Raw genomic sequence first — 5,605 nt, 5'->3', positions numbered from 1 at the left:
ATTCCGGGAGACGGTCCCCGCCTGCCCACGGTGCCGCTCCGCTTTATCGCCTCCCGGATCACCGCACACCCCCAAACCACCGCCCGCAGGCGGGCCGGGAAAGAAGGCGCATCGGGTGACTCTCCAGATGAAGCGAGCATCACCGGCTCGCGCCGCCGCCGGGGAGCCGCCGCGTCCGAGCGGAACCTTTTCGACGACCGACCGCTATTCCGCTCGACCCACCGGCCCTCCCGACGGCCAAGAGCACCTATGGGTTTTTCCCATGGCAAAATCCCTCGGATCAACACCACGATTCACGCACCGACCCCTTTTCCAATTACAGCGGCGCGGAGCCTGGTCGCCATCTACCAGAAACGCCGTAATTGGCTCAAGGATTGCAAGATTTATCACCTGACACCTTACTCTCCGCCGTAATTGGCTCAAGGATTGCAAGATTTATCACCTGACACCTTACTCTCCGCCGTAATTGGCTCAAGGATTGCAAGATTTATCACCTGACACCTTACTCTCACCAATGGTAACAAAACTCGATGATATCGTGGAAATCCGACCGAAATCCGTACAGTCACAATTTGAAAACCATGTACGATGTCAATTTGGTGCGTAACACCTATTCTGCCGCCAGTTACACAGACCGATCTGGTTCTACAGATCCTATTCATCTTCCACCGTCTCCGTTGCACCTTCTCTGCGGTCACGCACTTGTTGGCGTATAATCTCGCGTGAGGGCTCATGTGAATTGGGAAAATCAGTTTTAATGCGTTCTAATTCAGAAATATTCACCTTGCCTTCCCTGTACACTATTCCTTTCGCGGAATCAGCTTGATCTACCGTGCGCACGATCACCCGCAATTCACCCTTGGCGACGGACATAATATCGATGATCTCAGAAGATTCTTGAAGGAGTAACGGAAACAAAGCCAGTTGGGCCCCGCCGCGCTCTCTCTTCTCTAACGATGCACTCACCAAGAACTTCGGTTGTCGACCCAGCCTAGTAGCCTCCCAAAGGACACACCAGATTTCACCGCGCTTTTCATCTGTTACGGTCGAGCGCATCGAAGCCTCAAATCCCAGTTGGATTTCATCCGCCACACCGTCAGTAGACTTCGCGGAAAGAAGCGATCCGCCATGTCGATTCAAAATCGAGACAAGCAGCCTGCCATTAGACAGTGAAATCACATCACTTGATTTTTCAGGAAAAGGAATTTCTGCGGGAGACGGATCAATTAATTTCGGTTCCGAAGCAAAGCTAGAGATCGAAAGCACCGCCACTATCAAAAGACCGTATTTCATTCTCTAGAAAGGGTTGGGAGACAACCCTCTAGGGGGCGCATTTGGAGGGACATCAGGGGTGTCGAACGTTCCGTTTGGGCTGAGCTGTAATGTTAGCTCGATTGTATCAGGACAATAGTCATCGAGTAGGTTATGAGAGGAACCGCGATTTAGGACATCCGGGCCGCACTCCTTGAAATTAAACCGGATGTCTGTGAAGGGAGCGTCACTAGGGCTTCCTGGTGCCGGAGTACACTCATAGACGCATTTCCCCTCGACGCAACATTCGTCATTTTCATCAGGATTTGGAGGGATTGCACCTCCATCGTATGTCCCGTCACGGCGACAAATATACCTTCCCTCATAGCCGCCTCGTGGAGGATACGGATCGGATGAAGGCTCAGGCGGATCCAGAATATCCAACAAAGGATTTCCCGGTTCAGGGCTAGGATCAGGACCAGGTTCCGGCCCGCCAACCGGACCGTCTGGATTCATGATGTCCAACAGTGGATTCAATCCCAACTTGTCCACACCACTCGTAGGGCGATTAAAAATGAATGCGTACAAATTGCGCCCACCAGCCTCTTGAATCGGGTCCCTAGATGGCCAAAGAGGGATACCCGACGCGGTTTTCCACGACTCACCGTAGTTTTCCTGATGCGTTTCTAGGGCGGCACGGCGAGTCTCTAAGCTCTCCGAAACACTTTCAGCAAAAAATCCCCAGACGCGGTTTTTCGCGGTGGGGTCGCTTTTGCTCGGCGCGGGTTCTGACAGGTAGTAGCCCAAAATTCTGGGCATAGTCTTAGCGGCTTTAGGCGGCTAAAGGAAGAGGCTTTTTCAGACCTAGCCGGTGTCCCCCGTGCTCCAGGGGCGTCGCCCTAGTCGGCGTCGATGCAGCTCTCAACTACCCGCGTGAAAGCAATGTCTAAAAGTTTTGACCGACCCCTATTCTACTATTCGTTTCTACGGTTACCCACTTACACAGAGAGACTTGTGCTCGTTTTCTAGGACCGACCCCAGACACTCGTTTTCTAGGACCGCCCCCAGATACTGGTCAGACCTGTCTTTTATGCCCCCTTTTAATGCCTACACCCTCAACGCCCATACCGCTTACTGAACTCACGGGCAAGTTCTCGATACTCGTTCTCCTCAAGTATAAGATCCGTAAATAGCGCTGAACTTACCTCTTTATCTTGCCAGTCAAGCGGGTCTTCAATAATCGCTCGATCGATGTTCGACTTCTCAAACATTTCCTTAACATGATGCTCAATTGCCTTGTCCGCATCGATCAGACTCCTTGAACGCAACACAAAGTAGGTGAAGGCCATGATTACTCCATCCTTAATGGCGCGCTCCTTATTGGGGCCGACGGACCTCTCGATTAGCTGATTGGTCAAATGGTAAGATCGATACAAATTCCTGCGGTGGTACTCCTCGACATGCGAATTTTCTTTTATCTCTTCTTGCTGGGCTCGAGCTACTGAACAAGGACAAGAAAAAACAACTGCCAAAAACAATAGAGTGGTAGTCTTCATGATGAATTCAGGCCGAATAGAAAAAATCAGTCACTTCGGCAGCTGTGCTGAGTGATCGTTCGCAGCATCGATGCTGGCACCGAAAAGCGCATCAGCATATTTCTCTGGCTCACTCATTAGCTGGAAACCTAAGCCCTCTCGTATACCGTTTCCTTCAATCGTTTTCCAGGCGTAACCTGTCGATCCCTCCTCGCTTTCTTCGAAGCAAAGATCACCTTGTATCCGAACTCTGATCTCCATTATCGGAACACCCGACCCAATTTCTTGAGCAAGTTTCGCCCATTTTCCTGCTTTGGATATATCATCCGCAATATCGTCCAGTTTCTTTTGAACGTCTCTCTTCTCAGAAATATCCGGCTTCTTTGGGTTTTTCGCTTTATCCAGATGATCGCGCACTACGTCGCCGATCGTAGAGGCAGGATCTTTAACTTCGAACTCTGAACCATGGTAAGTCAATGTGAGCACACGAAACCTGAGATTCTTCTGATTTCCTACGTCCTCGGGGCACTCACATGAGGAATCGTCGTCATCACCAGAAGAAGGATTGTAACCGGTAGTAGGATAGGCCATGTGTGGAGACAAGAGGCCCATGAAGTCCCAAAGGTTGACCGCATCATTTTCGATCATTCCGTACAGGTTCATACCGCCCCTTTCTCCGATCGGATCCCTGGATGGCCAAAGAGGGATACCCGACGCGGTTTTCCACGACTCACCGTAGTTTTCCCGGTGCAGTTGGCGGGCTGCAGGGCGACTCTCTAAGTTCGCCAAATCACTTTCAGCAACAAATCCCCAGACGCGGTCTTTCGCGGTGGGGTCGCTTTTGCTCGGCGCGGGTTCTGACAGGTAGTAGCCCAAAATTCTGGGCATAGTCCTATCGACTTTCGGCGGCTAAAGGAAGAGGCTTTTTCAGGCCTTGCCGTTGTCCCCCCTTGCTCCAGGGGCGTCGCCCTGGTGGGCGTCGATGCAGCTCTCGGCTACCCGCGTGAACGCCATGTCAAAAAGTTTTGACTGACCCCTATTCTGCCGCAGGCCGCCGGTGAACTCCGGGAGACGGTTCCCGCCTGCCCACGGTGCCGCTCCGCTCCACCGCCTCCCGGATCACCGCACACCCCCAAACCACCGCCCGCAGGCGGGCCGGGAAAGAAGGCGCTTCGGATGACTCTCCAGATGAAGCGAGCATCACCGGCTCGCGCCCCCGCCGGGGAGCCGCCGCGTCGAGCGGAACCTTTTCGACGACCGACCGCTCTTCCGCTCGACCCACCGGCCCTCCCGACGGCCAAGAGCACCTATGGGTTTTGCCCATGGCAAAATCCCTCGGATCAACACCACGATTCACGGCCCGCTCCCTGATGCAAATTGCCTCTAACAGGAGGCTTCTCTGTCAAGATTTGTCGCCTGACCCCCAGTTCTACCCTTTGACAGAAACCGCCGTAATTCACCTGACGACTACAAGATTCTCTTCCTGACCCGGTTTTCATTTTTGTTTCCCCTCCATCAAATCTAAAAGAAAGTTTCTGAAGTCCTGATTAAAGTTCCGAACATCTTCTATCGTTTTTAGTTCTACCACGTCATTAGCTCCTTTTTGGTCGAATGGCGTCCTCACTACCGGATGGTGAGCATCCGACCCCTCCTTGCTGTTTTCCGGCGGATCTACTTGAGCCCAAAACTTTTCAGATTTCCCGATAGCTTGAACTAAACTTTTCGCTGCGATTTCCACGTGCCTGTTCTTCTCGGCTCCCAATTTGCGGGTTCCCACCCAGTAATTTCTCAAAACGAGATAGGCTACCTGTTCGATTCTCGCGCGTTGCTTCGGACTTCCTTCTCGATACAGGGGCTCAAGCATGCTGAGGGTCATAGCAAAATTCTTCTCATAGAAGCCTGTTCTATGACGCTCTTCGCCAACACCTCCGACCTCAACTGGCTGCGACGACGCGTTGTTACTTGACTCATCATTAGCATATAAGTAATTGCTCATGGGAACAATAACCATACTGCTCATACACAAGGCTATTAGCCCCTTTGGGCGTGGCCCAGAAATCAATGTGAACACTGTCATTCTTGTTACTACTCTTCCTTGGGGCACTCTTTAGCCAGTTGTTTAGCAACCGACACCGAAACATCACGAATATGGTCAGCCACGCGCTGCCTTCCTGACTTCTTGGTAAGGGCCTCACCAATACTTAGAGCGTTATCCTCGCCATGAACTTCTTTCCAGAAATATTTTTTCTCACCACCTTCTTCTTCACTTTCGCAGACGCAACACATCATTGACGCCTCCATTTTGTAGGTTTCGAGCAACACGCCTGATTCTAATTCTTTAAGCAAGCCTGCAACATTCAGAAGAACCCCCATATTCTGGAGCGACTTAACTCGCTCACCGAAGAATTTTTCAAGCTTTTCAAGAGGGCTATCTCCTTCCGGATTTTGCGAGTCTTCCAGAAATCCCTCAATCGCATCTCGCACTTGTGAGACTGGATCACTAATCGGATATTGGTTCGCCAGGGTCTCTACTAATATATCAAATGACAGTTCTTTGAAGTTTCCTAGATGATCCTTGCTGCTGCACTCCATTTTGGAATCACTTAGGCCAAGCCAATCAAACAGCCCTAACGGACGGTTCTTTACAAATGTGTACAGATTGACGCCTCCGCTTTCCTCGATCGGGTCCCTGGATGGCCAAAGAGGGATACCCGACGCGGCTTTCCGTGACTCACCGTAGTTTTCCTGATGCGTTTCTAGGGCGGCACGGCGAGTCTCTAAGCTCTCCGAAACACTTTCAGCAAAAAATCCCCAGACGC

6 protein-coding genes are annotated in these 5,605 nt (G+C 51.5%); 1 reads left to right on the top strand and 5 read right to left on the bottom strand.

What is annotated here, in order from left to right:
* Positions 1-414 (top strand): hypothetical protein (locus ACFQY0_RS20785; protein ID WP_379716837.1); only part of this gene is annotated, 414 nt, incomplete at its 5' end.
* A gap of 240 nt (positions 415-654) precedes the next feature.
* Here ACFQY0_RS20785 and ACFQY0_RS20780 read toward each other — a convergent pair.
* The 5 genes from ACFQY0_RS20780 to ACFQY0_RS20760 all read right to left on the bottom strand — a co-directional run.
* The gene (locus tag ACFQY0_RS20780) at positions 655-1,293 is read right to left on the bottom strand and encodes a hypothetical protein (RefSeq protein WP_379716834.1); all 639 of its coding nucleotides are present in this window, start codon (positions 1,291-1,293) and stop codon (positions 655-657) included.
* Positions 1,294-2,366: 1,073 nt separating this feature from the next.
* Entirely contained in the window at positions 2,367-2,807 is a 441-nt protein-coding gene (locus tag ACFQY0_RS20775; RefSeq protein ID WP_379716831.1) for a hypothetical protein, read from the bottom strand.
* A gap of 30 nt (positions 2,808-2,837) precedes the next feature.
* A complete protein-coding gene (locus ACFQY0_RS20770) occupies positions 2,838-3,662 on the bottom strand; it encodes a hypothetical protein (RefSeq protein ID WP_379716828.1) in 825 nt (274 codons plus the stop codon).
* A gap of 619 nt (positions 3,663-4,281) precedes the next feature.
* A complete protein-coding gene (locus ACFQY0_RS20765; protein WP_379716825.1) occupies positions 4,282-4,782 on the bottom strand; it encodes a hypothetical protein in 501 nt (166 codons plus the stop codon).
* An 89-nt stretch (positions 4,783-4,871) separates the two neighbouring features.
* Positions 4,872-5,605 (bottom strand): RHS repeat-associated core domain-containing protein (locus tag ACFQY0_RS20760; protein ID WP_465262162.1); only part of this gene is annotated, 734 nt, incomplete at its 5' end.

This window comes from Haloferula chungangensis (genome assembly GCF_042664875.1).
GTDB classification, from domain to species: Bacteria; Verrucomicrobiota; Verrucomicrobiia; order Verrucomicrobiales; family Akkermansiaceae; genus Haloferula; species Haloferula chungangensis.
This window is presented reverse-complemented; position numbering and strand designations above follow the sequence as displayed.